This is a genomic window from Rhodococcus sp. NPDC060176, from assembly GCF_042728675.1.
In the GTDB taxonomy this organism is placed as follows: domain Bacteria; phylum Actinomycetota; class Actinomycetes; order Mycobacteriales; family Mycobacteriaceae; genus Rhodococcus_F.
In genome coordinates this window covers 1,617,222-1,644,017 of sequence record NZ_JBHWYS010000001.1, presented here as the reverse complement: position 1 = coordinate 1,644,017, position 26,796 = coordinate 1,617,222, and the positions used below count along the sequence as shown (strand labels likewise).

The following is a 26,796-nucleotide window of genomic DNA, read 5'->3' as shown; positions in this document are numbered from 1 at the left end:
GCACCATGTCCGTAGATTCACGGTCTGCGAGGATCGCCGTCACCGGCGCTACCGGTCATATCGGCGGCCTGGTGGCCGCGTCGTTGGCCGACGCCGGTGTCCCGCAGCGGCTGATCGCACGTTCGGTCAATCGATTGCCGCAGCTCGCCGGTGCCGATTCTGCCGAGACCACATACGGGGATCGCGAGCGCGCTCTCGCGGCTTTGGCGGGAATCGACACCCTTTTCATGGTCTCGGCGGCCGAAAGCGCAGATCGCCTGGATCAGCATCGCACCTTCGTCGATGCCGCAGCGGCGGCCGGGGTCAGGCACATCGTGTACACGTCTTTCCTCGGCGCCGCTCCGGACGCAACGTTCACGCTCGCGCGCGATCACTGGGTCACCGAAGAACACATCCGTGCTTCCGGACTCGCATTCACCTTCCTGCGCGACAGCTTCTACCTCGATTTTCTACCCGCTCTCGCCGGCGAAGACGGTGCGATCCGGGGCCCCGCAGGAAACGGTCTCGTGGGCGCTGTAGCGCGATCCGACATTGCTGCCGTCGCTGTCTCGGTTCTGCAGGATCTGGATTCCCATGTCGGACAGACGTACAACCTGACCGGACCGGAGGCGCTGACGCTCTCCGAGGCTGCGAGCATCATCACCGAAGTCACGGGCAAGCAGACCACGTACGTCGAGGAAACTGTCGAGGAAGCTTACGAATCACGGGCGTCGTACAACGCACCGGCATGGGAACTCGACGCGTGGGTGTCGACGTACACCGCAATCGCGCAGGGTGAATTGTCGCTGATCACGGGCACTGTCGAGGAACTTGTCGGCCGGCCTCCAGTCACGCTGCGCGAATTCCTCACGGCAGAGACCGACACCACCGAGGTCGACACCGCCTGATGCCGCCACGCAAAGCAACCACGGCGCGCAAGGCTGCCGCAAAGAAGGCTGCACCGAAGAAGGCTGCACCCAAGAGGAACACGACCAGAAAGACCGCCCCGAAGAAGACTGTCGCAAAGAAGAGCTCACGCGCGACGATGCCGGATGTGCCGACTGCCGGCCCTGGTGAGAGAGTCTGGCTCCTCGACGTTCCCTTTCGTACGCCGGCGCCTGGTGCGCAGTTCGTCAAGAAATGGAAGAGCTACGCGTGGGTCGGTACGGAGTTGCCCGTAGAACTCGCTCCATTCAAGGCACTCCCCTTCTCGTATCAGCAATGGGTAGAGGACGACATCAATGACGGCACCGGTGAACGTCCCGTGGCCGCACCCAAAATTCCGCGACCCGAACAGGTTTCGGGGGCGAGCGCCGTCGTCGACGCTGCTCGCGCCGGTAAACGCGGATTTCTGTTGGCAGACAATGCGGGCCTGGGTAAAACGCTCATCGCGGTGATGTCGGCCAAGACGATTGCCGAAGAGCGCGGCGAAACCAACATCCTCGTCCTCGTCGATCGACCGGCACAGATCACCATTCCGCATTGGCGCTATTCCATCGCCTCGGTGGGCGACGGCGGCTTCCGTTGGCTGATCATGTCGCCTGACCAATTGAAGAAACTGATCGCACGAAACGGGCGTCCCAAGTACACGTTCGGTGTGGTGATTGCTGACGAGGCCCAGCTGTACAGCAACGACACACAGCGCACCGCTGCTTTCGAGAAGGTTGCGCGCTTTTCGAATGCGCACGAGCAGGCGCCCTTCGTCCTGTCCGTGACAGCAACACCGGGTCACACGCCAGCCGATCAGCGTTACCTGGCACCACTTTTTGCGCAGTTGCATTCGGAGCCCTCCGAATACTGGTCGGACCTCGGCGCCAGGCTTGTCGAGTCCGGTCTTCCGCTGGACAAGTCCTACGGGAAGTGGACGTGGAGCGCTGAGGCGAAGGAATCACCGACACTGCAATCCCAGGCACTCGACACCGTACGGGGGTGGATGTCGAACAGTAAACCGCCCTTGATGATTCATCGACCGACGCCGTGGGGACCCGTTCCACTGGACGGTATGCCGATCGACCTCACGCATGCCCAGCGCGCCGAGTACGAGACCGAGTGGGCCGAGTACGCGTACGAGATGGGCTTGGCCCGTAAGAGCCGCAACATCGCTCGGGGTCGTGCGCTGGTTCTCCGCTATCGGCAGAAGGCGGGAATGATCCGTGCCGAGTCGACAGCTCAGTGGGCGCAAGCCCAGGTCAAGGCAGGCAAGCAGGTGTTGGTGGCCGTCGAGTTCGTCTCCACGGCAGGCGATCCGCTGGTCGAGATGATCGAAGACGCCGGAATCTCGGTCGCGAAACTGTTCGGCGCGGTAGCGGACAAGGAGGGCCAGCGTCTGCGATTTCAACGCGGGGACGCGTCGGTCATCGTCTTCAATGTCACGACCTCGATTTCGCTCCATGCCAACGAAGCACTCCCGGACGGCTCTCACGCGTCCTCGTTACCACGGACGGGGATCTTTCATCAACCGCGATACTCAGGAATCGCGGCAGAACAGACATTCGGTCGGTCACATCGCGACTACCAAACGTGCCCGTGGGTCATACCCTTCGGCGTGGGCACCAAGGAAGAGGACGTCGCCACGGTCATGTTGCGCAATCTCAATTCCGTGACCGGCTTGAAAGGGGGCGATCGATCCGGACTGCGGTCGCTGTCCGAGTTGCTCGGCGTCGAGTGGCTCGAGCCCGACGTCTTGACGTCGGAGGCCTGACCTTCCAGCGAACATCCACCGACCAAAAACGGGCGGTTTCAGAGATTTGCCCCAATTCCACTCCACCAAAACCGAATTCGGCTGACCGCTTCATTCCCTTCGGGACCTTGGGACTCAGGTATCTGTGACCTGACGTGGCAGACTCTTTCGAGTCGAGGTGCACCAGCCTCGAAACAGTGCCGAGAATGCGAGGGGTCCGATGCGCAATATCTACCGGTCATTGATGCGCAATGTGGGCCATACACAATGGTTCTCGGATCTCGGCAAGGATCTGGTTCCGCTCGATCGAGCAGTGCAGAGAGTGTCGGGAGGCAAGCTCTCGCTGGTCGGAGAGAACACCGTGACTCAGCTACTGCTCACCACGACGGGCCGTAAGACCGGCCGTTCTCGTACTACGCCACTCCTGTACGCGCCCGACGGCGATGCGTTTGTCGTCGTCGGTTCCAACTGGGGTCAGGATGCGCATCCAGCGTGGACCCTCAATTTGATGGCCGACCCCACTGCAATCGTGACGGTGAAGGGCGTCGAAATACCGGTCGGTGCGAGTCTGGCGGAGGGTGCCACGCGTAAGAAGCTGTGGGAGCTCGCGACCACCACGTGGCCGCCGTACGAAACCTACGCCGATCGAGCATTCGGGCGCCAGATCCGCGTATTTCGACTCCACCCTGTCAAATAGCTACTGCCGGGCGCAGGATGGGAAGGACCAACCTGCCGAATCTCAGGAGCATTCGCGAATGTCCACAGCACTGACTCACGCAGAAGACACACAGATCAAAGCTTCCAACGGGCGGATCGCACTGGAGCCGAACCCCCGCCGAATTCGAGCATTCTTCGCTGGTCACGCCGTCGCGGACACCACTCGTTCGGTGTATCTGTTCGAACGCGGCCGCCTGCCGATGTACTACATCCCCCTCGCGGACGTTCGTACCGAATTCCTCGTCCCGACGTCGACGACCACCCATTGCCCGTGGAAGGGCGACGCCACATATTGGACTATCGAGATCGGGGATCGCCGCGCCGAGGACGCCGTCTGGTCCTACCCTCAACAGTTCGACGGTTCCCTGGACCTGAGTGAGTACGTCGCGTTCTACTGGGATCGCATGGACGCCTGGTTCGAAGAAGATCAACAGGTCTTTGTCCACGCCCGCGATCCATACGTACGTATCGACGCACTCCCCTCGTCCCGGCACGTCGAGGTTTTTGTCGGCGACGTACTGGTCGCCGAGACGACACGACCCCGACTGCTCTTCGAAACCGGCCTGCCTACCCGCTATTACATTCCGAGAATCGACGTCCGCAGCGAGTACTTTGTCGCGTCCTCGACCACCACTGCTTGCCCGTACAAGGGCACCGCGTCGTATCTGTCCTTTACCGGCACAACCGAACTCGCACCGATCGACGATCTTGCGTGGTTCTATCCGTTCACCACCGCCGAAGCGTCCGGGATCGACGACCACGTGTCGTTCTATCCCGAACGCGTCGGCAAGATCCTGGTGGACGGTGCCGAAATCTGAAAGGTGCTGGAGCCGAGAAGGTGTGGGTGCCTACCCCACTGCAACAGGGGATTCCGGGATTCGCAGTTCAGCCGTCTCCAGTCGGCGATCGTGCATCCACACCAACACCGTTACAAGGGAGAAGACCAACCCGGCGATGCATACTCCGGTCCAACCGTGCGACTTCCATACCACTGATCCTACTGCCGAACCCACGGCAGCACCGACGAAGTAGGTAGTCATGTACACGGAGTTCACACGCGAACGTGCCTCGGGGACAAGGGCGTAGATCACATTCTGGTTACTGACGTGTACTCCCTGCAGCGCGAGATCGGCAAGAACGATGGCAACAAGAAACCACACTATGTGCGCGGCACCGGCGACAAAGGGAAGCCACGAGACCAACAGAATCGCAATGGCGCCGCCGGTTGCCACCTGACCCAATCCCCGATCGGCCAGTCTGCCTGCCACTGTCGCCATCAACGCTCCTGCCACACCGAGAAGTCCGACGAGGCCGATTTGAGTGTCGCTGTAGCCGAATTCGTCGGAGAGCAGAAAGGCCATGGTTGTGAAAACAGTGCTGACAGCAGCAAAGGCCAACCCGCCCATAGCCGATCGAGTTCTCAGTCGCGGCAACGTCGCAGCCAACCTACCTACCGAAGCAAGCGTGGCGCCGTAACCGGCCTTCGGGCGATCTGCGGAATCGGACGGCAGAGATCGCCACAATGCCACGGCCATTCCCACCATCAGCACCGCCGCCACCTTGTATACCGTCGACCAACCTCCCAGTCCGGAGAGCACGCCGGCAACGCTGCGCGCCAACAGGATTCCGATCAGTAGTCCGCTCATGATCGTGCCGACCACCTGACCGGACCTCTCAGGCTCGGCCAGTGAGGCGGCAAACGGGATCAGTACCTGCGCGGCGACCGAAAAGACTCCAGCGACTGCGATTCCCACTGCCAGCGTGGCAAAGTTCGGCGCAAATCCGCTGACCGCTTGACCGGTCGCCGCCAGCAGCATGAGCCCTACCGTCAGCTTGCGTCGGTCCACCATGTCGCCTACCGGAACCAGGAGTATCAATCCGAGTGCATACGCGACCTGCGCAATGGTCACCGTCGCGGCCGCGGTCGAGGCCGACACATTCAAGAGATTCGCGATGGAATCGAGGAGTGGCTGATTGAAATAGTTACCGCCCGCGCACAGGCCCGTCGCTGCAGCCATCAGCAGCACTGTCGGTAGTCCGAGCCTCGGACGCGCGTCGCTTGAAATCATGTCGCCAAGCATGACCCTCCACACCGGCGCGCGTCCAATAGATGGATACGCATGATCTATCGCCGAGAACGATAGATTGGTGATATGGAACTACGTCACATTCGCTACGCCCTTGCCGTCGCGGAAGACAGACACTTCAGCCGGGCCGCCGCGCGGTTGCACGTTTCCCAGTCCGCCCTGAGCGCCCAGATCAGAGACCTCGAAAAGGAACTGGGAGTAGAACTGTTCAACCGGAACAGTCGCAACGTCGGCCTGACTGCTGCCGGCGAGGTTTTTGTCGCGCGCTCGCGTGAGGTACTCGGCGCCATGTCGAGACTGGTCAGCGATGTCTCGGCTCGGAGCAACGAGCAGGTGCGGCTGACGGTAGGCACCATCACCTCGGCAGGACGCGTCGACGTCGGCCGCGCGCTGGCAGATCTGACACGGCGGCATCCCGCCATCAACATCACCGCGCGGCCCTACGGCAGTGAAGTAGTGATCGAGGGAGTTCGGTCCGGCGCGATCGACGTCGGCATTGTCGGATTGGCCGCCGGCCGCCTACCCAAGAGCTTTGCCGCGGCACCGTTGTGGAGTGAACCGACCGCAGCGTTTGTCGCTCCCGACCATCCCTTTGGCCAGGCCTCGTCGATCAGGCTCGAAGACCTACGAGATCACACTCTCGTGGACTTCGCCTCGGGCAGCGAGGCCCGTGTCCAAACCGACCAGGCCTTCGCCGAATCACAGGTCCCACGCGGAAAAACTCTCGAAGCCAACTCCGTAGACCTGATCTGTTCACTGACCGCCAACGGTTTGGGCGTCGGCCTGCTCCCCCAGTCCATGAGCGCCCTACATCCCGAACTGATCTGCATTCCGATCACCGATGCACCGCATCGGATCGTCCACGCAATAACCGAACCCACCCATTCGTCTGCCCTCGCCCGAGAGTTCGTCGAACTGCTCGCGGCGCAGTTCGCTACTTGAGTAGTTTCGACATTCGCCTGTCCGCCAATGGCTTACCACCCGTCTGGCACGTCGCGCAGTACTGAAAAGAGCGTTCTGCGAACGACACTTCGCGTACGACGTCACCGCACACCGGGCAGGGAAGTCCTGTGCGCGCGTGTACTTGCATCCCCGAGCGTTTCTCACCCTTGAGTCGGGCCGCGTCCTGACCCTCGGAACGCTCGACCGCATCGGCCAGCGTGGATCGCATCACGGTGTACAGCGTCGAAATCTGCTCCGGAGTCAGGCGCGACGACGTCGCGAAGGGCGAGAGCTTCGCGGTATGGAGGATCTCGTCCGAATAGGCGTTCCCGATACCGGCGATCAGCGACTGATCAACTATCGAGTTCTTGATCCGGGCCGACGTGCCGCCCAGAATTTCTGCGAACTCCGCTTCCGTCACAGCCATCGCGTCCGGCCCCAATCGCGCGATGCCTGGAACCTCTTGCGGATCGCTGACCACCCAGACTGCCAGGCGCTTCTTGGTACCTGCTTCGGTGAGATCGAACGCCGGCGTCAACCCTTCGGGTGTGAAGAAATGAACGCGTAGCGCCAACGGCCCCTTGCCAGGCTTCGGCGGTGCTGCCGACGGATTGTCGAGCCACCGCATCCAACCGGCACGGGAGAGATGCGTGACCAACCACAACCCGTCGCAGTCCAGCGCCAGATGCTTTCCGAAGCGGGCGGCGCCCGTCACGTCACGCCCCTGCAAGGCCGTGATCGGCGGATCGAAGGTCTTGAGCACACTCAGTGCGGCGATGTCGACGCGTCCTACCACTGCGCCGACCGCGTGCTGACGAAGGAACCCTGCCAGTGCTTCCACCTCGGGTAGTTCAGGCATGGCAACAGACTAGCGCCGACCACGGACACTCACAGCGCGCTCAGCCGGTTTCAGTCTGCAGAACCACCGAGTGCCCACCTCGCGCCTTCGCGGCGTACATCGCCCGATCCGCTCGCCGCAGCAGAGTCGGGTAGGCGACCAACGCATCGTCAACCGAGTCGAAAGGCCCTGCCACTTTCGCGATTCCGACGCTTATCGCCACCGGTGGATGATCGTGCGAGGTGATCGTCGGACGCCGAAGTTCGTGCGCGAGTCGATCGACCGAGCGTTGATCGACCGAATCGACGATTACGAACTCGTCGCCCCCGATCCGTGCGATCAACGCCGTCGGTCCGGCGCTGTCGACCAGTCGCGATCCGACTTTTTCGATCACCGCATCGCCGACGCTGTGCCCGTACTCGTCGTTGATCGCTTTGAATCGATTGATGTCGACCGCGGCGACAACCAAGAGAGTCGAGTGCTTGTGCGAGCGCTCGAGTAAGAGCCGTACTTCGTCTGCCAGTCCCCTTCTGTTCAGCAATCCGGTCAGCGGGTCCAATTGCGAATTCAGCGCATCGGTACTGAGGATCGAGAGTATGAACTGACAGGCAAAGGGAATCACGTAGATCGCTGCACCCACTAGAACAACCAGCGCGAGAAGAACCGGAATATCGGAATAGTTCTCGACAATGGCAATGCGTGTCACGATCCCGATGACTACGACGAACACCCACAACATGTGCAGGCTCTGAAGTCGAGCATTGTGAAAGAACGCGATGTAACCGCCGATCACGGAGAACATCACTGCATGCGCCAATGCCGCAAGTGGATTGGAGTACAACAGCATTGCTGCGGCAATTCCCACTTCTGAATAGAGCACGAAGGCGTATGACCACGAGCGAGACAGATTGCGCTTCGTCGAGAGAACAAGGACCATCATCACGGTTACGACGATGATCACCAGATTCGCAGTGCGCGCATGCGCGCTCGTCGGCCCCTGTGCACTGAATCGAGTCAAGAACATGATGACCGTGACCAGCACCAACGAGGAGACGACCAGAAAACGTGAAGCGATGGTCAGCCCCTTGTCCGCAAGGTAGCGATTGAAAGTATCGAATTGATCCGGCCGCTGATACCAATCGACGAGTTGCGAAGAGATCATCCGAAATGCTGGACCCGAGAGCGGTCGTTGCGACGCGACGACGTCCGAACGCTCTGCACCCCCGGTTGTTCCCATGAGGTCAGGGTAATCCAGTCAACTCCCCGCAATCAGACAAATATCACGGTTTTTCTTCGCACATCACAACCTGATTGCCGCCGCCGGCCTTCGCTCGGTACATCGAGGTGTCGGCTACTCGAAACAGTTCCGTCAGCTCCTCGTCGGAAATGATCGCCGACCATTGAGCAGAGGTGATCGCCACTCCGACACTGGTCGTCACTGCCGGATCACGATCGTCGATTCGCAAGTGCCTCCGCAGCTTGTCTTCGAATGCAGGCGCTGCACCGGTGTCTATCATGTCGACCAACACGAACTCGTCCCCACCGAACCTGGCGAAGAGTGCGTTTTCGCTGCCACACCACCGCAGTCGATCAGCAATCTGACGAAGTACAAGATCGCCTTCTTCGTGCCCGTGCGAGTCGTTGACGCTCTTGAACGAATCGACATCGACAATCGCGACGACATAAGACGATTTGCTCGACGCATGTCCCGTTGCCCCCAATTCGACTACTGCTCGCTGCAGCCCGCGCCGATTCAGGAGGCCGGTCAACGGATCGACATCCGAACTTTCGGCGTCGGATCCGAGAAGTGAGAGGACGAACTGGCATGCAAACGGCACGACGACGATCGCGGTGGCGATGATCAGACACAGTGCAGTGGCCAACGCAGGGTCCGCGTAGTCCGCGACCTTTCGCCCGACGAGTGCCAGAACCACGATGGACAGCGCGATGTGAACTGCTTGGAGTCTCGCATTGTGGAAGTAAGCGATGTAACCGCCGATCAGTGCGAAGAGCACACACTGGATCAAGCCGATGAACGGATCGCTGTTCAGGAATACACCGACGAAGACGCCGACCTCGCAGTAGACGACAAAGAAATACGACCACCGACGTGTGATTTCGGGTAAGAGACAGAAGAGCACGATCACCGCGACCGTGACGGCGATGATCACGGCGTTGACGACACTGGTGACGTGGTTGTGAACGCCCGCATCACTGAAGCGCAACAGAGTCATCGCGATGATGACCGTCGTCAGGGAGCTGACAACCAGCAATCGGACAGCTAGCTCCAGGCCCTTCGCGGCGAGGTATCGATTGAAACTGTCGAATCGATCAGGGTTCCGATACCACTGGGCGAGAAGATCCAGAGCCGACTTCACCGCTGATTTTTCACGGCCACGCGGTGCGGGCAGAATCGACTGCCGTCGATCCTGCCCGAACGATGTCATGCGCAGATCATAGGTGCGCAGACCGTCATTCGGGATCAAGAGCGCAGGATCGACGACGCAATCTGTGGCCGGTCGTCAGCGCCGAATGAGGTACGTATCCATGATCCAGCCGTGCTTCTCTCGCAGCTCCGCCCGACGCGCGACGATCCGATCTTCGACGTCGCGTAGTTTGCCGGAAATCAACTCCTCATCCGAGGTTCCGAGGTACGCACCCCACCAGATCTCGGCGTCGTCTTCGGCCACCTGAGTGAACGTGCAATGCGCGTCGAGCATCACGACGGCGTTGTCCACTCCGTCAGGTAATCCCTCGGCCAGTTTGCGGCCGGTCGTGATGTGGATGGGTTCGCCGATGCGGTTCAGGACGATCCGGTGTTGTGCAGCCAACGACTGCACGCTCGTGATCCCCGGGATGACGGAGTAGTCGAACGACACTCTCCCGCGAGCGAGCACGCGCTCGACGATCCGCAGAGTGCTGTCGTAGAGGGAAGGGTCACCCCAGACGAGAATCGCGCCCACTCCGGGTTCGGCCGCGAATTCCGCTTCGAATTTCGCTGCCCTGCGCTCGTGCCAGTCCTCGACGACACCTTCGTAATCGGTCGGGGTTCGGTCCCGCGGTGGGTCCGTGATCTCGACCACCTTGTAGTCGAGATGAACGTGCTCGTCGAGGATGCCGGTTCGCAGGTCGACCAGAGCCTGCTTCTCGTCACCCTTTCCGATGATGAAGAAGGTATCGGCCCTGTTCATGGCCTTGATCGCCTGAACAGTCACCTGGTCGGGATCACCCGCACCGATACCGATCACCAAGAGTTCGCGCATGCGCTGAGGCTATATTGCTGTGCGCCTTTATTAACCGCCGGAGGTTAATAAAGGCGCACAGCAGGCTAGGCCCTAGACTGATTCCCGTGACTGTCTCCACTGCTTACGAAGACCTCCTCCGGCTCGTCATGGAGACGGGTACCGCTAAATCCGATCGCACCGGAACCGGCACCCGCAGCATCTTCGGTCACCAGATGCGCTTCGATCTAGCCGACGGCTTTCCGCTCGTCACCACCAAGAAGGTCCACCTCAAGTCGATCGTCAACGAGCTCCTGTGGTTCCTGCGCGGCGACTCCAACGTGGCATGGCTGCACGAGCACGGCGTCTCCATCTGGGACGAGTGGGCCGACGAGAGCGGCGAACTCGGCCCCGTCTACGGCGTCCAGTGGCGTAGCTGGCCCACCCCTTCGGGCGAGCACATCGACCAGATCACGCAGACCGTCGAGACCCTGCGCACGAATCCCGATTCACGGAGAATCATCGTCTCGGCGTGGAACGTGGCCGACATTCCGCAGATGGCTCTGGCTCCGTGCCACGCGTTCTTCCAGTTCTACGTCGCTGACGGCAAGCTCTCGTGCCAGCTGTACCAGCGCAGCGCCGACATGTTCCTCGGCGTTCCGTTCAACATCGCGAGCTACGCGCTACTCACGCACATGATGGCCCAGCAGGCCGGACTCGACGTCGGCGAGTTCGTCTGGACCGGCGGCGACTGCCACATCTACGACAATCACGTCGATCAGGTCACCGAGCAGCTCGGCCGTGAACCGCTGCCGTTGCCGACCCTGAAGCTGAACAAGCGCGACTCCATCTTCGACTACACCTTCGAGGACGTGGAGATCGTCGACTATCAGCACCACCCCGCGATCAAAGCGCCGGTAGCAGTCTGACGATGACCGATCGCACAGTCACCCTCATCTGGGCGCAGGCCAATGCCGGCGTCATCGGCGCCGACAATACGATCCCGTGGCGCGTGTCCGAGGACATGGCTTACTTCAAACGCGTCACCATGGGCCATCCGGTGATCATGGGGCGGCGCACCTGGGACTCCATTCCACTGAAGTTCCGGCCGTTCAGCGGGCGACGGAACATCGTCGTCACGCGCGATCCGGAGTGGCACGCCGAAGGCGCCGAGGTAGTCCACAATCTGGACGACGCGCTGGCATTGCCGGACGGTGACGTCTTCGTCGTAGGTGGCGGGCAGATTTATTCGGCTGCACTGCCATTCGCGACGCACCTACTGGTCACCGAGATCGACCTCGATACCGCCGGTGATGCCTTTGCTCCCGAGATCGGCTCCGAATGGAACCTGAAGTCCGACAAGCCCTGGCAGACCTCGGAGAAGAGCGGGCTGCGCTTCCGCTGGCTGGAATACACGCGCTGACCGACTTCCGTCGATAACGAGGCACCTCGCGAGTGAGTCGGTCATACTCCAAGAAGGACATTCACCGCTTTCGAGAGGTCTTCGATGGACAAGAAGTCACTGACCGCTCTCGCTCGCCAACAGTTGAAACTGGCGGGCTCGGCGACCAGCGGTCGCAGTTCACAAACCGTCTACGGCGGCCACCAACGCAGCCTGCGGCAGACAGTGATCGCGCTGAGCGCCGGCAAGAGCCTTGCCGAACACGACAGTCCGGGCGAGGCCACGCTGTTGGTCCTGAGCGGGAAGCTGAATCTTGTGTGTGGGAGCGACCAGTGGAAAGGATCTACCGGTGATTTCCTCGCTGTTCCGGCCGACCGGCACAGTGTCGAAGCGCTCGAAGACGTCGCATTTCTGTTGACCGTCGCCATGAAGGGCTGAAGTCGGTAGCGTCTTCCGGATGAGCGAAACCGTGATCGAAGTGTCGATCGTCGCAGCCCCGTCCGTACTCTGGCCCGCGCTGCGTGATCCGTCGCTGATTCGTCGTTGGTTCGGCTGGGAGTACGACGGACTCGACGACGAAATCACCCAGATCTACTCCACCGCCGAGGCCGACCCCGAAGCGTTGACGCTGAGACTCGGAAACGGTGACCGTTTCTCTCTATTGGAACAAAACGGCAAGACGCTCGTCCGCATCGATCGGCCGGCAAAGTCGGCAGAAGACGACTGGTACGACGACATCACCGAGGGGTGGACGACGTTCCTCCAGTTGCTCAGATTCGCCGTGGAACACCACGGGCTGGCCGAGCGAAGGACAATTTACCTCGACGGCCTTCTGCTCCCCGGCGAAAACGTGGCGACCGTCCTCGGGATCACCGAAATCGAACTGGAAGCGGGAAGTCGGTACGCGTCGACGATCGCTCCCGGCGACTACTTCGAGGGCGTCGTCGACTTCGTCACTGACCACCAATTCGGCTTGACAGTCGAAGATCTCGGCCCTGGCCTGCTGTCGGTCGCCTCGCAGTCCGTGACTGCCCAGCGACCCGATGGAGGTATGTCGATCCTGCTGACCACCTACAACCTGAGCGATGACGAGTTCGACGAAATCAAGCATCACTGGTCTTCGTGGTGGGAAGGTCGCCGTCAAGAGGGCTGACGTTCCGCGAAGCGATATGCTTCGACCATGGTCGAAGCTTCGGGTCACAGTCCGGCACGCACGTTCGGCGAGTTGCTCGACCGCCTGGGCGATTCCAACGCAGACATCCCCACGCTCCACCGTCTGCTCGAGGCGGTCCTGGTCGTCGGTTCAGGCCTTGATCTCGACCTGACACTTCAACGGATCATTACTTCTGCGACAACGGTTCTGGATTGTCGCTACGGAGCCCTGGGAGTTGCGGCGCCAGGGGGCGGGCTCTCGGAATTCGTCTACGAGGGAATCCCCGGGTCCCAGCGCGCGATCATGGGACATTTTCCCGAAGGGCATGGCGTTCTGGGTGTTCTGATGAATCATCCGCAGACTTTGCGCGTGGCGCATCTCGGCGACCATCCCGAATCGGTCGGATTCCCCGCAAACCACCCACCGATGGAGAGCTTCCTCGGAGCGCCGATCATGATGCGAGGAAAGGTGTTCGGCAGCATCTATCTGACCGAGAAGCGAGGAAAAGCCGAGTTCACCCAGGAGGACGAGGTCATTCTGGAGGCTCTCGCCATCGCAGCCGGTATCGCCGTGGAAAACGCCCGACTGTTCGAGCAGTCTCGAACTCGTGAAAGATGGCTCACCGCAACATCTGCCATTCGCTCCCGGTTGCTGGCCGGTGACTCGCTCGAGGACGGCTTGCAACTTCTTGCCAGCCGCGTTCGGGATTTGACCGGGGTCGAGGACGTGATCGTGGTGATCTGCGAGAACGGGTATGCCCAGGTCCATGCTGCGGCCAGCGCCCGAACCACTTCTCGTGGGGTCAGAATTCCAGCGACGACCTATCCGTTCGACGTCGTGCGGAGTACCCGAAAGCTACAGGTGCTCACCACATTAGGTGCGCTCACAGAACTGGTGCCGTCGGCCGGAAGTGCGGTCGTTGCACCGATGTGCGTCGCCTCGGGTGTAGTCGGCGCGATCATCGTGGCGTCGAATTCCACCAACACGCACTGGGACCACGACGAACTGACCCGAATCGAGTCGATGGCCGAACTCGGCTCCGTTGCAATCGAGTTCGACGAAAAGCAAAAGGCCCAGCGTCTGCTGTCGGTCCTCGCCGACCGCGATCGCATCGCACGAGACCTGCATGACAACGTCATCCAGCGACTGTTCGCGAGTGGAATGAGCCTGCAGAGCACGCTTCCGGACGAGGCCCTCCCCGCGTCGGCACGCGCGATTGTCAAACGATCCCTCGAACAGTTGGACAAGACCGTCCGCGAGATCCGGACAACCATCTTCGATCTGCAAACTCCTACTGCGGCCGGGTCGTCGAGCCTGCGCCGACGCCTCCTCGATGTCATCGGCGACGCCACCGCGCAGTCTGCGGTGACCCCCAGCGTCCAATTCTCCGGCGCCATCGACACTCTGGTGAATCCCGGAATCCATCAGCACGCCGAGGCCGTGCTGCGTGAAGGACTGAGCAACGTCCTGCGGCATGCACAGGCCCACAACATCACCATCGCAGTGACCGCGGATGTCGAATTCGCGATCACAATCGAGGACGACGGCGTCGGACTCCCCTCCGACTTCCACAAGAGTGGGCTTCACAATCTCGAGCGCCGTGCCGAACACTGCGGCGGTACATGCACAATCGTCAACCACGAACCGAGCGGTGCACGTCTGCTCTGGCGAGTGCCGCTCGGCCGCACCAACTCGAATCGACCGAAGTCCGGTCGATAGTCCTATCGACTGCCGCTTCGGATTTCGGTGGCCAGCACTGCAGCCTGAGTACGGCGCTGCATGCCCAGCTTGGACAGCAGACGCGTCACGTAGTTCTTGACCGTCTTCTCCGCGAGGAACAACCGCGCGCCGATCTCCCGGTTGGTGAGTCCCTCTCCGATGAGGTCGAAGACTGCTCGCTCCTGATCGGAAAGTTCGGCCAACGGATCAGCTGTGCGGTCGCTACGGATCCGCTGCATCAGCGCCTCCGTCGCCCGACTGTCGAGCAGTGAACCGCCGCGCCCAACTGTGCGGACGGCAGCGACCAGATCGGTTCCCAGAATCTGTTTGAGGACGAACCCCGAGGCGCCGGCCATGATCGCGTCGAGCAACGCCTCGTCGTCGGCGTAGGAGGTGAGCATCAGGCAGCGCAGGTCGGGAAGCATCGAGCGGAGCTCGCGGCACAGCTCGACGCCGTTACCGTCAGGCAGCCGTACGTCCAGAACCGCGACGTCGGCATTGCTCTGCGGTACCGCAGCCAATGCTTCTCCCACGGATGCGGCCTCGCCCACCACCACGAAGTCTTCGACCCCGCCGAGCAGGTCGAACAAACCGCGTCTGACGATCTCGTGATCGTCGACCAGGAATATCCGCGTTGTCATCGAACCCCTCCAAAAGACATCTCGAGTCGAACGGTACCGGAGATGGTGGACTCAGAACTCATTGAATGCATTCTCTTCACTTGTTGTCGTGCCGGACTATGAGAACCGGGCAATCCGCAGTGTGCAGGAGCGCCCGACTGGTCGATCCGAGGAGCATTCCCGCGAATCCGCCGCGCCCACGGCTACCGACGACTATCAATTGCGCCGTCTCCGCGTATTCGCTCAAAACCCGGACCGGACGGTCACGCGCGACGACCCTCTCGACGACGACGTCCGGGTAACGCTCGGTGAATCCGGCCAATTGCTCGGCGAGCACAACTTCCTCGCCCGTCTGGATGCTGCTCCACAGCTTGTCCTCCGGGGTGGCGCCCAGCGAGGGCTGCACACTCACGTCGCTCCACACGTTGACCGCAATCAAGGTGGCGCCCCTCGCGGAAGCCTGCTCGAAAGCATGCTCGACTGCCTCGATACTGCTCTCGGATCCATCGACGCCGACGACGACGGGACCTTCGGTCGGCGGTCGCCCGTCGAGCGTGCGCCCTCTGACAACTGCAACCGGCGATTCACCGTGCGAGACCACGGACACAGTCGCGGAACCGACGACCAGTCCGGTGAATTCACCGTGCCCGCGCGGTCCGAGCGCAATGATGTACGCACTCTTGGACAATTCGATCAGCCGATCGGAGACGCTGCCGTCAAGAAGTTCGGTGACGATCTCGAGGTCGTCATCGATGCTTTGCCGCGCAAGAATCTGCGCGCTGTCCAGACGAGCTGTGGCAGTTCGGCGCAGTTCTTCCTTGAAGCTCTCGGCGAGGTACGGCTCGGAGTAGTAGAAGGCGGGGATGTGCACCACCGTCGCGACATGGAGGGGGCGACCGAGCGCCACCGCCGTCCTCGCCGCCCAGACGACAGCCGACGACGCCGATTCCGAACCGTCTACCGCTACGACGACGGGTTTGGTTGCACTCATGTTCGTCCCTCCACTATCGACCACAGAATCTCTACGCCCTCACACTATTGCCCAATGACGGCAAAAAGGATTCATCAGCCGACGCGAGTCCCGAATCGGACATTCGACCTTCGGGTCTACTGCGGCAACGGCCCCGCCAACATCCCTTTCGGGCGTCAACGAGGCCACTGGAGCCGGATTCGCACGCGGACCCTGGCTACCCGATCCACGATAGGTGAAGAACCCGACCGGTCAGAAGTGCAAAAAGTCCTGTCAACAAGCGCCTAAAATCGGGTTTCGTGCGCAAGAGATCCCGAATCGACTGGAACACCTCTCACCTGATCGTCACCGGAGGCTCGTCCGGAATCGGTGAGGCAGTGGCCAATGAGGCAACAACTCGAGGGGCAAAGGTTTCACTGATTGCGCGCGACGCCGATCGGTTGGAAGCAGTCGGCTCCCGAATCGGAGCGCAATGGGCCAGCGCCGACGTCACGGACTTCGATGCCGTTCAACGAGCCGTCGAAGATTTGCAGTCCCGCAGCGGCACGTGCACCGCTCTGGTCTCCTGCGCAGGAACCGCGCTCCCCGGGCGATTTCTCGACGTCGACGTCGCGGAGTTCGGATCTCAGATGGCACTGAACTATCTGGGCGCCGTGCATGTCCTACGCGCTGTCCTCCCAGCGATGGTGGCACGCGGCAACGGCTCGGTACTGTTGACCAGCTCCACCGCGGGTCTGATCGGTGTTGTCGGATACAGCGGCTATGGCCCGACCAAAGCTGCAGTCCACCAACTTGCACACAGCCTGCGATACGAAATGGAACCGCACGGAATCACCGTCGGCGTCCTCTATCCCCCGGACACTCGAACGCCCGGATTCGACGTGGAGAACGCTCGGAAACCGCCCGAGACTGCTGCGGTTTCCGGTGCGATCACCCCGGTGGAACCGTCGGTCGTCGCGGAGCGGCGCTGAACGGAATGGAGCGCGGGCACCATCACATCGCAGCAGATCCGCTCACGAAAGTTCTGATCCGAGCGGGCGGATTGTTGGAGCCGGCCATCAGACCCTTCATGAACAGGACTATTTCCCGCTCTGCTGTGCGCCTTTATTAACCGCGGGCGGTTAATAAAGGCGCACGGCAGGGTCAGTCACAAATCTTGCGGAACTTCTCGATCAGCTGGACACGGCCGTTGCGATCGGCAGCCAACGGCGTGACGTTGAGCGTCGTGACGCCCGCTTCGGCGAAGGCTGCGACGCGTTCCCTGACGTAGCTCTCGGGACCGATCAACGACACGGCACGAACCAACTCGTCGGGGACTGCTGCTGCGGCTTCGTCCTTCTTGCCCGCGAGGTAGAGATCCTGGATCTTCTCGGCGGCCTCTTCGTAGCCGTATCGCACTGCGAGGTCGTTGTAGAAGTTCTTGCCCTTGGCGCCCATGCCGCCGATGTAGAGCGCAAGGCTCGGGCGCACCCAGTCGAGCATGTGGTCGACGTCGTCACCGATGGCGAGCGCCGGCGACGCGTACACCTGAAGCTCGCCGAGGCTCGGATCGCGCTTGGCCTTGCCCTTCGCAATCGGCTCGCCCCATACGCTTGCTGCCTTCTCCGGATGGAAGAAGATCGGTTCCCAGCCTTCGGCGATCTCGGCCGTCAGCTCGACGTTCTTGGGTCCGAGCGAAGCGATCAGGATCGGGATGCGCTCACGCACAGGATGATTGATCAGCTTGAGCGGCTTGCCCAGTCCGGTGCCCTTCTCGGCGGGGAGCGGAACCTGGTAATACTTGCCCTGGTATTCGACCTTCTCGCGGCGCCACACCTTGCGGCAGATCTCGACGACCTCACGGGTACGTCCTAGCGGAGCGTCGTACTTGACGCCGTGGAATCCCTCGATCACCTGCGGCCCGGAGGCGCCCAGTCCCATGACGAAGCGGCCGTTGGAGACGAAGTCCAGGCCCGCTGCCGTCATCGCGGTCAACGAAGGCGTACGGGTGTAGATCTGAAAGATTCCCGAAGCGAGTTCGATTGTCGACGTCTTGGCCGCCAGGTAACCCAGCTGGCTGACCGCGTCGAAGGAATACGCTTCCGGGACGAAGGCGATGTCCAGGCCGGCCTTTTCCAGGTCACCGACCTCTTCGACGGTTTCGGCGAACCCGCCGCTGTAGTTCAAACCCATACCGATACGCACGTTGTAACCCCAATCCTGACGATTGCTGCCGTGTGCGACGCGCACACGGGCAGTGGTACTCCCATCGAACACTTACTCACATCGAACACTACGGAACCTGAGTCCGCATTCATGTGACTACCCCGTTCATATTCGATGACCGAAATGAACGGGGTAGCGGGAGAACCTGAAGAGGGTCAGGATTCTTCGGGACGAACCACCATGACGGGGCACTTGGCCGAAGCGATCAGGGTGTTGCTGGTCGAGCCGAGCAGCATGCCGCGAAATCCACCGCGACCACGGCTACCGACGACCACGAGCTGCGCTTTTGCCGACCAGTCCAGCAGCCGTCCGCGTGGGTTGTCGAGGTAGACCTCGCGCCGGACCTTCACGTCCGGGTACTGCTCGGACCAACCGGCCAAGCTCTCGCTGAGAACTGCGTGTTCTTCCTCTTCGAGGGACTGTGGTGCAAGTGCAGCGGCCCTCGGATCTTCGAATGCCGCGCTCCCGAGGTCACTCCACACGTGCAGCGCCACCAACTCGACGCCGCGGAATGCCGCTTCCTCGAAAGCCGCCCCGACGGCCTGCGCGCTCAATGCGCTGCCGTCGACGCCGACCACGACCGGCCCCTCCGAGGGCACCGCGCCGTCGCGGTCTCGGACGACGATCACCGGGCACTTGCCATGACTGGCCACCCCGACCGCGGTATTGCCGAGCACTGCCGTTGCCGCCTTGCCTGATGCAGAAGCTCCGACAACGACGCGCCTGGCCTGTGCCGAACTCTCGATCAACCACTGAGTTGCACTGCCGATGGCGATTTCGGTGTGAACCTCCAGTTTCGGATCGATCTCACGGGCGAACTGTTCCGCCTCTGCCAAGATCGCTTTTCCGGCCTCCTCGACCCATTCGTACACCCCACCCGCGTCGACGTACGGTCCACCGAAACCGTACGGCGCGAAGTCGAGAGCGTGGATGATGTCGAGTCGCAATTCGCGCTGGGCGGCGATTTTCGCGGCTTCGCGGAGCGCGGTGGACGCAGTGTCCGAACCCTCGACTCCGACAACAACACTGTTATGTTCGCGTGAACTCATGTGCCCACCTTCCTGAAGAAGTAACCGAGCCACTTTCACTCTAACCATCCCACTTGTCCGGCTTTTTTGGGGTCGCCCCCTCTCGATTTCGGGGACTTAGGTCCCCGAAACTGTTGACGGATAGGAGAATTAGCAGAGCAATCAGGACCAGGTGTGAACAGGATCTCCCGTGCGCATGTTCTCCACGTAACCGCGGAGCATTCCGGTGAGCGCAGTCGAGCGGTCCGCGCCAGAGCCCTCCGCCCGCGCAACATGCTCTCGTTGCCAGGCGGCACCGGTCTGCCGATTCATGCACCGCCCTTCGATGACGCCGAGGTACCGATCGCGGGCGGCGGCGGACAATCCGAAGTCCGTCAAGCCCTCGTGCGCCAACGGCAGCAACCTTCGCAGTATCAACTCGTCGGCACCGACCCAACCGATCTCCGGCCAGTACAGGGTCGCATCCAGTCCGTACTTGGCGCCGATGTGCAGGTTCTCTTCCGCCGCGTGAAAAGACATGTGCGACCACAGTGGCCGCTCCGCGTTCACCAGTGCCCGAACGGTTCCGTAGTAGAAGGCTGCATTGGCCATGATGTCGACGACGGTCGGTCCGGCCGGCAGTACGCGATTCTCGATACGCAAGTGCGGCTTGCCATCCGAGCAGTCGTACACCGGTCGATTCCACCGGTAGACCGTGCCGTTGTGCATCTGAAGCTCGCTCAACTCCGGAACCCCGCCCGCCGCGAGCACTTCCAGTGGATCGGTGTCCGACACATCAGGCAGCAGGGCCGGGAAATACCGCGAGTTCTCCTCGAACAAGTCGAGCACCGAATGGATCCACCGTTCACCGAACCACACCCGCGGACGCACACCTTGATTCTTGAGCTCGAAAGTTCGGGTGTCCGTGGCCTGTTCGAAGATCGGAATGCGTGATTCGTGCCAGAGTGCCTTGCCCGCCAGGAAAGGAGAATTGGCGGCCAACGCCACTTGCACTCCGGCCAGACACTGCGCGGCATTCCAGTGCGCGGCAAATTCTTCCGGCGCCACCCGCAGATGCAACTGCATGGACGTACACGCCGCCTCCGGCACCACCGAATTGGTATCGGCCCGAAGAAGTTCCACGTCGCCGCCAGGTAGCGCGACACCTTCGACGTCGAGTTCGATGTCCTCTCCTCGCGCAGCAAAAATCTGCTCGTTGAGCAATTCGTAGCGCGGGTTGGCGGTGATCCACTCTCGATCGAGATGCTCGAGCTGCAGTGTCGGCAGCATCCCGATCATCACCATCTCGGCGTCGTGCGCATGGATTCGCGCGTCTGCGACGTCGAGGGACGCCCGCAGTTTCTTTTCCAATTCGAAAGTCGCGTCACCGGTGAGCGGGCCGGGTTCGACGTTCATCTCGACGTTGAACTGTCCGAGCTCGGTTTGGAAAACCGCAGCGTCGTCTATGGATTCGAGTACTTCACGATTCGACATCGCAGGAGCCATGTCTCCGTTCACCAGGTTGAATTCGATCTCCATACCCAGCAGCGGCGCGGGCCTGTCGACGGCGTCCCGAAAGTCACCACCGTCGAGCATCTGCTTCATGGCATCGACGCATGAGCGCACCTTCTTACGAAAGAGCCTGCGGTCGGCTCTGGTGAATTCTCTCGCCGTGACCTCTGCACCCATCGCGCGTTCCCCCTTCGACGATCAACGTCACTGAAGGCTATCCGGCCGGGGTCACCGACAAACGAGAACTGCGGTGGCACCAGGAAGATTTTCCGGCACCACCGCAGTACTACAAGAAGCTTTCTTACGAGTTGTCTACCCAGGTGACAGCCACGCCGCGGGCCTGCAGCCACGCTGCGGGATCGACCTTTGCGCCGTTCTCGGCAACCTCGAAGTGGAGGTGCGGGCCGGTGGACTGGCCACGGTTACCCACGGTGGCAATCTGCTGGCCGGCGTTGACACGCTGACCGACGTTCACCTGGTAATCGTTGACGTGACCGTACGTGGTGACGGTGCCGTCGTCGTGCTGGACACGGACCCACAGGCCGAAACCTGACGCCGGGCCGGCGTCGATGACCTGGCCGTCGGCGGCAGCCAGGATCGGCGTACCGATCGGGGCTGCGATGTCGAGGCCGCCGTGGTGCGCTCCCCAGCGCGAACCGAAGGTGGAGGTCAGCGTGCCGGACACCGGCTGCACCGTGCGAGCGGACGTGCCGGGATTGATACCGGCGAGGAACTGCTGTGCCTGTGTGTTGAGGTCAGCTGCAAAATCGGGAAGCTCGGGAATGTCGAGAGCGGGAAGAGCCGCCAATTCAGCCGGAACGACAACGCCCTCGGGAAGCAGACCCTGCGGGAGTTCAAAGCCCGCGATGGTCTGTGTTGCGGGCGCCGCAGCAGCGGTTCCTGCACCCATCTGGCCTGCACCGACGAGGAGTGCACCGGTAGCCGCAGCTACGACGCCTGCCTTGACACCGGCACCAGGGCCAGACGACGCGGTGCGGTGGCGGCCGCTTGCTGCCTCGGGATCGATCTCGAAGACAACATCGTCATTGCCCGTGCGGTGGTGGTTTCCCACAGTGTGTACTCCGTCAGTCGTCGGCGTGCAGGGTCCTTCTGATGAAGCCCGCTCCTCTGTCTGCCGAAGAATGTAACAGTTTGATCAAGGCGGCCGCCACCGTTACCCGATCTTGACCAAAACTATTTTTCGCCGTTCTGTCGGCTGGCGTCCAGTTCTGACTTGAATGCGTCGTATCGTGCCCGGTGAGCGGGTCGGCGCCGGATGATCGCCCACGCGATTCCCAGAACGACGAACCAGATCGGCGTGACGACAAGTGCCTGCAGGGTGTCGTCCTTGGTTGTCAGCGCCCAGAGGATGAAGACGAAGAACGCGAGCACGACCCAGCACATCACGATGCCGCCGGGCATCTTGAACTTCGACGCCTCGTGCAGGTGCGGACGACGCTTCCGGTACACCATGTAGCTCGCCAGGATGATCGTCCACACGAACATGAACAGCAGCGCCGAGATGGTCGTGACGACGGTGAAGGCCTCGATCACGGAGTCGCCCGAGAACAGCAGGATCAGCGACGCCAGCAGGAAGATGCAGGAGAACATCAGGGCGTTCGCGGGAACCTTGCGTGAGTTCAGCTTGCCGAGAGCCCTCGGTGCGTCGCCTTCTTGTGCAAGCCCGAACACCATGCGCGAGGTGGAGTAGATACCCGAGTTCGCCGAAGATGCGGCGGAGGTCAGCACGACGAAGTTGATGACCGATGCAGCGATGCCGAGGCCGGCGAGTGTGAACATGGCGACGAACGGACTCTTGTCTGCGCTGATTTCACGCCACGGTGTCACCGCGATGATCACGGTCAGCGCAACGACGTAGAACAGCAGCACACGAATGGGGATGGAGTTGATGGCCTTCGGCAGATTCTTCTCCGGGTCCTTCGCCTCGGCTGCTGTCGTGCCGACCAGTTCGATACCCACGAATGCGAACACCGCGATCTGGAAGCCGGCCACGAAGCCCATGAATCCGGTCGGGAACATGCCGCCGTCGTTCCAGAGATTGTCGATACCGGAGGTGGCACCGTTGGGCGCAGTGAACCCGGAGACGACCATGACGATGCCGACGATGATCAGGCTGACGATGGCAATGATCTTGATCAGCGCGAACCAGAACTCGGTTTCACCGAAGGCCTTCACCGTCGGCAAGTTCAGGAGGAGTAGGGCCGCGATCGTCAGCAAAGCGGGAATCCACGCCGCGAGACCTGGCCACCAGTATTTGAAGTAGCCGGAAATCGCGATGACGTCCGCGATGCCGGTGACGATCCAACAGAACCAATACGTCCAGCCGGTGAAGAATCCCGCCCAGGGGCCCAGCAGATCAGCGGCGAAGTCCGAGAAAGACTTGTACGCCATGTTCGAGAGCAGCAACTCCCCCATCGCACGCATGACGAAGAAGAGCATGAAGCCGATGATCATGTACACGAAGATCACGGAAGGCCCGGCAAGAGAGATCGTCTTGCCCGATCCCATGAAGAGTCCGGTGCCGATGGCCCCACCGATGGCGATCAGCTGGATATGCCGGTTGGACAGCTGACGTGAGAGGTGGGGGTCTTCGCCGGACGGCTTCGTCAAATCTGGTGTGTTCGCGTGGTCGGACACGGAGGATCCCCCTCGTCGTTCGGTTCATCCGGGGCGTCGAAATCACGCCCGTCGGGGGAACCTCGGAAAATGTGCCCTCTCAAAGTACGCGTGCACTGGCTCACATCACGCATCGGAAAGCGGACGCCGATAACCTGTCGAGGTGAACACTGACAGCACGGCCCATCAAGACGGACATATCGCCGCGACGCTGTTCGATTTCTCCGGAACGCTCTTCCGTTTGGAAGAGAGCGACGATTGGAACGAGCACCTCGTCGATCACCAAGGTGATCCGCTCGACGTGCATGCTCAAGCCGAGCTGATGCGCCGGATGACCGCGCCGGTGGGTAGAACCGTCGAGATGGACGAAGCCGGTATCTACGCGTGGGAGAACCGCGACCGAGATCCGAAGTTGCATCGTCAGGCTTACCTCGACGTGTTGAGCAAGTCCGGAGTTCCCGATCCGGTTCGCGCCGAGGCTTTCTACGCCCTACTGGTCGATCCGGACCAGTGGTCGCCGTACCCGGATACCGGGGAGGTCCTGAAGACATTGTCGGAGAAGGGCATACGAACCGCGGTCCTGAGCAACATCGCCTTCGACATCCGACCGGCGTTCGTCGACCGAGGCTGGGACGTCTGGGTCGACGAGTTCGTACTCTCTTTCGAGGTGGGTGCAGTCAAGCCCGAACCGGCGATCTTCGAGTACGCCCTTGCGCAACTCGATGTGGATGCGGCGCAGACTCTGATGGTCGGTGACAGCGACATCGCCGACGGCGCTGCCCGCGACGTCGGTTGCCAGTTCGCACTTGTCGATCCCCTGCCGACGACAGAACGCCCGCACGCGCTACTCGACGCAGTCCGAAAGTTCGGCCTGCTCTGAGCGATCAGCAGTCGCCGGGCTTGCCGGCAGTCTCGTATTCGCCGATCGCAGCAACCTTCTCGGCCGAGGCACTCCGAGTGTCGAAGTGGTAGCCCAGCCACTCCTTCGCCAGTCGCCTGGCGAGTTCGAGTCCAACCACTCGCTGCCCGAAACACAAGACCTGTGCGTCGTTGCTGAGCACCGATCTCTCCACCGAGAAGCTGTCGTGGGCAGTCACCGCGCGGATCCCCGGCACCTTGTTGGCGCTGATGGCGACGCCCAATCCTGTTCCACACACGAGGAGCGCCCGGTCGGCTTTGCCGTCGGCCACCAACCTGGCGGCGGTGACAGCAACGTGTGGATACGCAGTGTGCTCGTCGTTTCCGACGCCGACATCGGTCACCACCTCTACGCGGTCGTCGGCTTCGAGGTCGGTCTTGAGTGCCTGCTTGTATTCCAAGCCGGCGTCGTCGCAACCGACGACGATACGAAGTCGCTCAGCCATGTTCGTGCTCCTTGTGTTCAGAGTTCGTGTTCAAGAAATCGGCGACGGTACGGACGCACATCGCCATCGATATCGCGCCGGCATCCGGGGTCCCGACGCTCCGTTCTGCCAGCGGTCGTGCCCGACCCACCAGCGGGCGTAATTGTGCCGTGGCGTCGGCTGCGGTCTGGGCAACGACGGCGGCTTCGTCCCATGCCTTCGCTGTGGGGACCCCGTTTCCGACTGCGGCACTCAAGGTTTCCACGAAAGGCCACAGGGCGTCGAGCATCGTCTTGTCGCCTGGTTTTGCTCCACCGAGCGCCACTATCGCGTCGTAGCCCGCCCGCACACCGTCAGCGAGGTCATGGGCGCCTGGTTGTCCCTTGTCGCCCAGCCTGGTTCCCATCGCCGTGAGCGCGGCACCCCACAGCACGCCGGAGGTTCCGCCTGCCTTTGCCGCCCAGGCTTCACCCGCTGCAGTCAGAACTCCTTGCGGCCCTGCACCCTGCGCGGCTGCGGCTTGCGCTGCCAGCGTCGCGTACTCGGTTCCACGAACCATCCCGCGCCCGTGGTCTCCGTCGCCTGCCACCGCATCGATATGGCCCAGATCTTCCTCGTTGTCCGCCATCACCCGAGCGAGAGCCTCGATGACCGTAGCCACAGTTTCTCCGCATCGTCGCCCGTGCTCGTCGCCCGCGGCGCTCACACCAGACGTCTCGTGCACGGAAGCAGCCCTGCGGCGCTCCCCCGATCGTGTTGCCACACCGAATGTTCCGCGCCGAAATGCCGGAGTGTCCGCGGCTGCGGTCCAGAACGATTCGAGTTCCTCGTCCAACCACATGAGCGTCAGAGAACAACCGGCCATGTCCAGACTGGTCACCAACTCTCCGACCTCCGGCGAGACGATCGTGTATCCGGCCTCCCGCAACAGCTTCGACGCGGTTCCCCAGACCACGAACAATTCCTCGTACTTGGTACGCCCGAGCCCGTTGAGGATGGCACCGACGCGTGTCCCGGTACCGTCCGGTCGTTCGGCAAGCACGCCGTCGACCAATAGCCGCGCCAGTTCTGCGGCACTTGGCATCTCGTGCGTGGATACACCCGGTTCTCCGTGAATACCGAGCCCCAGATCCATCATTCCGGTTTCCACTGTGAAAAGTGGGTGATCCGCGCCCGGCATGGTGCATCCGTCGAAAGCAACACCGAGTGTTCGTGTGTTGTCGTTCGCCGCCCGGCCCACTCGCTGTACCTCGTCGAGGTTGTACCCCGCTTCCGCGGCAGCCGACGCGATCTTGAACACCGTGAAATCACCGGCAATTCCCCGCCGCTTCGTGATGTCCTCCGCCGATGCACTCGCAATATCGTCGGTGACCGGCAGGTATCGAGCATCAATTCCCTCGTGCGCCAAAGCTTTCACTGCGAGCGAGAAATTCATCACGTCACCCGCGTAATTTCCGGTGGTCAGAAGAACCCCGGCACCGCTGTCGACGGCGCGAGCGACGGAGGTCGCCTCCGCGGCGGAGGGAGACGTGAAGATGTTTCCCACCACTGCGCCGTCGGCGAACCCCGGCCCGACAACACCACAGAACGCGGGATAGTGACCGGAACCGCCACCTACGACGACCGCAACCTTGCCCGGTCGTGTCTCCTGGGCGCGCACTACACCGCCTGGTACACCGACAACATAGTCGGAGTTGGCGTCGAGGAAACCCTCGAGCATGTCTTCCGTAAATGTCGCGGGATCATTGAATAGCCGAGTCATGA

26 protein-coding genes are annotated in these 26,796 nt (G+C 61.7%); 12 read left to right on the top strand and 14 right to left on the bottom strand.

All coding sequences use genetic code 11. From position 1 onward, the window contains the following. Positions 1–5: 5 nt before the first annotated feature. The 4 genes from ACFWEM_RS07930 (at position 6) to ACFWEM_RS07915 (ending at position 4,194) form a co-directional block, all read left to right on the top strand. Positions 6–887 (top strand): SDR family oxidoreductase, encoded by an 882-nt coding sequence (locus ACFWEM_RS07930; RefSeq protein WP_378532565.1) that lies wholly within the window; start codon positions 6–8, stop codon positions 885–887. Continuing rightward, positions 887–2,680, top strand: a complete 1,794-nt coding sequence (locus ACFWEM_RS07925) for a DEAD/DEAH box helicase family protein (RefSeq protein ID WP_378532563.1) — start codon at positions 887–889, stop codon at positions 2,678–2,680. Before ACFWEM_RS07930 ends, ACFWEM_RS07925 begins: the two co-directional genes overlap by 1 nt. A gap of 199 nt (positions 2,681–2,879) precedes the next feature. After that, positions 2,880–3,356, top strand: a complete 477-nt coding sequence (locus ACFWEM_RS07920) for a nitroreductase/quinone reductase family protein (RefSeq protein ID WP_378532561.1) — start codon at positions 2,880–2,882, stop codon at positions 3,354–3,356. A gap of 58 nt (positions 3,357–3,414) precedes the next feature. Then, positions 3,415–4,194 carry a DUF427 domain-containing protein gene (locus ACFWEM_RS07915; protein ID WP_378532560.1) on the top strand — a complete coding sequence of 260 codons (780 nt, stop codon included), beginning with the start codon at positions 3,415–3,417 and terminating at the stop codon, positions 4,192–4,194. 30 nt (positions 4,195–4,224) lie between these two features. Here ACFWEM_RS07915 and ACFWEM_RS07910 read toward each other — a convergent pair whose 3' ends face one another. Then, positions 4,225–5,457 (bottom strand): MFS transporter, encoded by a 1,233-nt coding sequence (locus tag ACFWEM_RS07910; protein WP_378532558.1) that lies wholly within the window; start codon positions 5,455–5,457, stop codon positions 4,225–4,227. 72 nt (positions 5,458–5,529) lie between these two features. Between ACFWEM_RS07910 and ACFWEM_RS07905 the strand changes: the two genes are divergently transcribed. Then, entirely contained in the window at positions 5,530–6,405 is an 876-nt protein-coding gene (locus tag ACFWEM_RS07905; protein WP_378532556.1) for a LysR family transcriptional regulator, read from the top strand. Here the strand turns inward: ACFWEM_RS07905 and ACFWEM_RS07900 are convergent. The 4 genes from ACFWEM_RS07900 to cobF form a co-directional block, all read right to left on the bottom strand. Next, the gene (locus tag ACFWEM_RS07900; protein WP_378532554.1) at positions 6,398–7,264 is read right to left on the bottom strand and encodes an Fpg/Nei family DNA glycosylase; all 867 of its coding nucleotides are present in this window, start codon (positions 7,262–7,264) and stop codon (positions 6,398–6,400) included. The genes ACFWEM_RS07905 and ACFWEM_RS07900 overlap by 8 nt on opposite strands. Before the next feature lie 40 nt (positions 7,265–7,304). Continuing rightward, on the bottom strand, positions 7,305–8,480 hold the full coding sequence (locus ACFWEM_RS07895) for a diguanylate cyclase domain-containing protein (RefSeq protein WP_378532552.1): 1,176 nt from the start codon (positions 8,478–8,480) through the stop codon (positions 7,305–7,307). 43 nt (positions 8,481–8,523) lie between these two features. Then, positions 8,524–9,690 carry a diguanylate cyclase gene (locus ACFWEM_RS07890; protein WP_378532549.1) on the bottom strand — a complete coding sequence of 389 codons (1,167 nt, stop codon included), beginning with the start codon at positions 9,688–9,690 and terminating at the stop codon, positions 8,524–8,526. 75 nt (positions 9,691–9,765) lie between these two features. Continuing rightward, positions 9,766–10,506, bottom strand: coding sequence for a precorrin-6A synthase (deacetylating) (gene cobF, locus ACFWEM_RS07885; protein ID WP_378532547.1), 741 nt, complete (start codon positions 10,504–10,506; stop codon positions 9,766–9,768). 86 nt (positions 10,507–10,592) lie between these two features. Between cobF and ACFWEM_RS07880 the strand changes: the two genes are divergently transcribed. The 5 genes from ACFWEM_RS07880 (at position 10,593) to ACFWEM_RS07860 (ending at position 14,738) form a co-directional block, all read left to right on the top strand. Beyond that, positions 10,593–11,393: a thymidylate synthase gene (locus ACFWEM_RS07880; RefSeq protein WP_378532545.1), complete on the top strand. Its 801-nt coding sequence runs from the start codon at positions 10,593–10,595 to the stop codon at positions 11,391–11,393. A gap of 2 nt (positions 11,394–11,395) precedes the next feature. Beyond that, a complete protein-coding gene (locus tag ACFWEM_RS07875; RefSeq protein ID WP_378532543.1) occupies positions 11,396–11,887 on the top strand; it encodes a dihydrofolate reductase in 492 nt (163 codons plus the stop codon). An 84-nt stretch (positions 11,888–11,971) separates the two neighbouring features. Further along, positions 11,972–12,304 (top strand): cupin domain-containing protein, encoded by a 333-nt coding sequence (locus ACFWEM_RS07870; protein ID WP_230814377.1) that lies wholly within the window; start codon positions 11,972–11,974, stop codon positions 12,302–12,304. A 19-nt stretch (positions 12,305–12,323) separates the two neighbouring features. Further along, entirely contained in the window at positions 12,324–13,019 is a 696-nt protein-coding gene (locus ACFWEM_RS07865; RefSeq protein WP_378532542.1) for a hypothetical protein, read from the top strand. Positions 13,020–13,046: 27 nt separating this feature from the next. After that, positions 13,047–14,738, top strand: coding sequence for a GAF domain-containing protein (locus tag ACFWEM_RS07860; RefSeq protein WP_378532539.1), 1,692 nt, complete (start codon positions 13,047–13,049; stop codon positions 14,736–14,738). A 2-nt stretch (positions 14,739–14,740) separates the two neighbouring features. Here the strand turns inward: ACFWEM_RS07860 and ACFWEM_RS07855 are convergent, their stop codons facing one another. Continuing rightward, the gene (locus tag ACFWEM_RS07855; RefSeq protein ID WP_003946380.1) at positions 14,741–15,379 is read right to left on the bottom strand and encodes a response regulator transcription factor; all 639 of its coding nucleotides are present in this window, start codon (positions 15,377–15,379) and stop codon (positions 14,741–14,743) included. 76 nt (positions 15,380–15,455) lie between these two features. Continuing rightward, entirely contained in the window at positions 15,456–16,349 is an 894-nt protein-coding gene (locus ACFWEM_RS07850; protein ID WP_378532537.1) for a universal stress protein, read from the bottom strand. Between the two features lie 278 nt (positions 16,350–16,627). On the opposite strand from ACFWEM_RS07850, the gene ACFWEM_RS07845 reads away from it, so the two are divergent. Continuing rightward, positions 16,628–17,299: an SDR family oxidoreductase gene (locus ACFWEM_RS07845; RefSeq protein ID WP_378532535.1), complete on the top strand. Its 672-nt coding sequence runs from the start codon at positions 16,628–16,630 to the stop codon at positions 17,297–17,299. 172 nt (positions 17,300–17,471) lie between these two features. Here ACFWEM_RS07845 and ACFWEM_RS07840 read toward each other — a convergent pair whose 3' ends face one another. The 5 genes from ACFWEM_RS07840 to cycA all read right to left on the bottom strand — a co-directional run bounded on the left by ACFWEM_RS07840 (position 17,472) and on the right by cycA (position 23,710). Beyond that, positions 17,472–18,512: an LLM class F420-dependent oxidoreductase gene (locus ACFWEM_RS07840; protein ID WP_230814737.1), complete on the bottom strand. Its 1,041-nt coding sequence runs from the start codon at positions 18,510–18,512 to the stop codon at positions 17,472–17,474. Positions 18,513–18,688: 176 nt separating this feature from the next. Further along, a complete protein-coding gene (locus tag ACFWEM_RS07835) occupies positions 18,689–19,582 on the bottom strand; it encodes a universal stress protein (RefSeq protein ID WP_378532533.1) in 894 nt (297 codons plus the stop codon). A gap of 141 nt (positions 19,583–19,723) precedes the next feature. Then, complete coding sequence (locus tag ACFWEM_RS07830) at positions 19,724–21,229, bottom strand: glutamate-cysteine ligase family protein (protein WP_378532531.1); 1,506 nt, start codon at positions 21,227–21,229, stop codon at positions 19,724–19,726. Between the two features lie 124 nt (positions 21,230–21,353). Next, positions 21,354–22,124 carry a M23 family metallopeptidase gene (locus tag ACFWEM_RS07825; RefSeq protein WP_378446373.1) on the bottom strand — a complete coding sequence of 257 codons (771 nt, stop codon included), beginning with the start codon at positions 22,122–22,124 and terminating at the stop codon, positions 21,354–21,356. Between the two features lie 122 nt (positions 22,125–22,246). Then, entirely contained in the window at positions 22,247–23,710 is a 1,464-nt protein-coding gene (cycA, locus tag ACFWEM_RS07820) for a D-serine/D-alanine/glycine transporter (protein ID WP_378532529.1), read from the bottom strand. 142 nt (positions 23,711–23,852) lie between these two features. Here cycA and ACFWEM_RS07815 point away from each other — a divergent pair, with 142 nt between their 5' ends. After that, positions 23,853–24,569, top strand: coding sequence for an HAD family hydrolase (locus ACFWEM_RS07815; RefSeq protein WP_378532527.1), 717 nt, complete (start codon positions 23,853–23,855; stop codon positions 24,567–24,569). Between the two features lie 4 nt (positions 24,570–24,573). Here the strand turns inward: ACFWEM_RS07815 and ACFWEM_RS07810 are convergent, their stop codons facing one another. Beyond that, on the bottom strand, positions 24,574–25,053 hold the full coding sequence (locus tag ACFWEM_RS07810) for a ribose-5-phosphate isomerase (RefSeq protein WP_378532525.1): 480 nt from the start codon (positions 25,051–25,053) through the stop codon (positions 24,574–24,576). Beyond that, a complete protein-coding gene (locus ACFWEM_RS07805) occupies positions 25,046–26,794 on the bottom strand; it encodes a dihydroxyacetone kinase family protein (protein ID WP_378532524.1) in 1,749 nt (582 codons plus the stop codon). The genes ACFWEM_RS07810 and ACFWEM_RS07805 overlap by 8 nt, the downstream gene beginning before the upstream one ends. Positions 26,795–26,796 lie beyond the last annotated feature (2 nt).

Coding starts and splice junctions, on each gene's coding strand:
- ACFWEM_RS07860 (WP_378532539.1), top strand. CDS start 13,047: ATGGTCGAAGCTTCGGGTCACAGTCCGGCACGCACGTTCGGCGAGTTG.
- ACFWEM_RS07805 (WP_378532524.1), bottom strand. CDS start 26,794: ATGACTCGGCTATTCAATGATCCCGCGACATTTACGGAAGACATGCTC.
- ACFWEM_RS07835 (WP_378532533.1), bottom strand. CDS start 19,582: ATGAGTTCACGCGAACATAACAGTGTTGTTGTCGGAGTCGAGGGTTCG.
- ACFWEM_RS07925 (WP_378532563.1), top strand. CDS start 887: ATGCCGCCACGCAAAGCAACCACGGCGCGCAAGGCTGCCGCAAAGAAG.
- ACFWEM_RS07810 (WP_378532525.1), bottom strand. CDS start 25,053: ATGGCTGAGCGACTTCGTATCGTCGTCGGTTGCGACGACGCCGGCTTG.
- ACFWEM_RS07905 (WP_378532556.1), top strand. CDS start 5,530: ATGGAACTACGTCACATTCGCTACGCCCTTGCCGTCGCGGAAGACAGA.
- ACFWEM_RS07855 (WP_003946380.1), bottom strand. CDS start 15,379: ATGACAACGCGGATATTCCTGGTCGACGATCACGAGATCGTCAGACGC.
- ACFWEM_RS07915 (WP_378532560.1), top strand. CDS start 3,415: ATGTCCACAGCACTGACTCACGCAGAAGACACACAGATCAAAGCTTCC.
- ACFWEM_RS07890 (WP_378532549.1), bottom strand. CDS start 9,690: ATGACATCGTTCGGGCAGGATCGACGGCAGTCGATTCTGCCCGCACCG.
- cobF (WP_378532547.1), bottom strand. CDS start 10,506: ATGCGCGAACTCTTGGTGATCGGTATCGGTGCGGGTGATCCCGACCAG.
- ACFWEM_RS07920 (WP_378532561.1), top strand. CDS start 2,880: ATGCGCAATATCTACCGGTCATTGATGCGCAATGTGGGCCATACACAA.
- ACFWEM_RS07865 (WP_378532542.1), top strand. CDS start 12,324: ATGAGCGAAACCGTGATCGAAGTGTCGATCGTCGCAGCCCCGTCCGTA.
- ACFWEM_RS07930 (WP_378532565.1), top strand. CDS start 6: ATGTCCGTAGATTCACGGTCTGCGAGGATCGCCGTCACCGGCGCTACC.
- ACFWEM_RS07875 (WP_378532543.1), top strand. CDS start 11,396: ATGACCGATCGCACAGTCACCCTCATCTGGGCGCAGGCCAATGCCGGC.
- ACFWEM_RS07870 (WP_230814377.1), top strand. CDS start 11,972: ATGGACAAGAAGTCACTGACCGCTCTCGCTCGCCAACAGTTGAAACTG.
- ACFWEM_RS07900 (WP_378532554.1), bottom strand. CDS start 7,264: ATGCCTGAACTACCCGAGGTGGAAGCACTGGCAGGGTTCCTTCGTCAG.
- ACFWEM_RS07910 (WP_378532558.1), bottom strand. CDS start 5,457: ATGCTTGGCGACATGATTTCAAGCGACGCGCGTCCGAGGCTCGGACTA.
- ACFWEM_RS07895 (WP_378532552.1), bottom strand. CDS start 8,480: ATGGGAACAACCGGGGGTGCAGAGCGTTCGGACGTCGTCGCGTCGCAA.
- ACFWEM_RS07830 (WP_378532531.1), bottom strand. CDS start 21,229: ATGGGTGCAGAGGTCACGGCGAGAGAATTCACCAGAGCCGACCGCAGG.
- ACFWEM_RS07850 (WP_378532537.1), bottom strand. CDS start 16,349: ATGAGTGCAACCAAACCCGTCGTCGTAGCGGTAGACGGTTCGGAATCG.